This is a genomic window from Mesotoga sp. B105.6.4 (assembly GCF_002896535.1).
Taxonomy (GTDB): Bacteria; Thermotogota; Thermotogae; order Petrotogales; family Kosmotogaceae; genus Mesotoga.
This window is the reverse complement of the sequence record NZ_JWIM01000026.1, coordinates 3,366-4,447: the sequence shown is the minus strand read 5'-3', so window position 1 is coordinate 4,447 and position 1,082 is coordinate 3,366. Positions and strand designations below refer to the sequence as shown.

Below are 1,082 nucleotides of genomic sequence, written 5' to 3'. Positions count from 1 at the left end.
CCTGCGCAGCAGCATCACTTCCCGACGAAGTCGGCCTCGCCTCCTGCCGAAGGCAGCAATGCGTCCCCGGATGCTTTCCTGGGCATTGCGACCCGGCGTGATCTTCGCTAGCCTTGCGTCAACAGACTGGCTTTTCTCTCGCCTTCTCGTGAGCGCAGCGAACGTCTCGACAATGCTCTTTCACGATGAATGGCTTGCTCACCCTCAAATAGACAGCACATGTTGCAGACTATTTATATAAAAGACAATGAAGTGTAGCATTGAAGGTTTAATATTTTACCGACCGGTAAGTAAACATCTATTGGGGGTGTTATTCATGGGTATTGTAGAAAGCATGAAAGCTTCTATGCTGAGACAGGCAGGGAAGTATGTGGGTTCAGTTGTCAGAAATTCTTCGACTGAAAATATTGGAAGGCTTTTTGGTACTGTCGCCACTTTGACAAAGGAACCGACGAAGAGCGGTCTGAAGAAACTCACTCAGATGGCCAAGGAAGAGCATCCGATGATCGTTTCCTGGCAGAATGTCTTCAAGAGATCCAGTCCTAAGGCCGTCGAAAAGGCTATGACAAATCTCGTTGTAAATGAGTTCGCATTAGGCGAGAAGATTAGACAGGAGAAGATGCTGGAGCACGAGGTTGTTATTCCTAAGCTTCTAGTAATAAGTCCAACTTACGCTTGTNNCTTTACGGAAGAAAGTATCAGCTCTCCAAGGAAGAGGTCAGTTCGATCATCCGGCAGGCAAACGAGCTTGGGATTTACTTCTTTATCATCACCGGAGGCGAACCATTCGTCTGGCCGCATCTTCTAGAGATTTTCGAGGAGTTCAACGACTCGTATTTCCAGGTCTACACAAATGGAACGCTCATAACGAAGGAAGTCGCGAAGAAGCTTGGCGAACTTGGCAATGCGACCTTTGCCGTATCAGTGGAAGGTTTCGAAGGCGAAACTGACTGGAGACGCGGACGAGGTACCTTCAACAAGATCAAGCAAGCATGGGAAATCCTGCGAGAAGCAGGAGTAATCTACGGTACTTCTGTCACAGCGACAAGACTCAACCACGAAGTTATGATGAAGGACGAGTT

General features: G+C 48.1%; 2 pseudogenes. Both read left to right on the top strand.

Features of this window, described 5'->3' with window-relative positions:
* Positions 1-316: 316 nt before the first annotated feature.
* Positions 317-679 (top strand): annotated as a pseudogene (locus RJ60_RS16515) (radical SAM protein); the annotation flags it as partial.
* A 2-nt stretch (positions 680-681) separates the two neighbouring features.
* Positions 682-1,082: pseudogene (locus RJ60_RS16065) on the top strand (radical SAM protein); the annotation flags it as partial.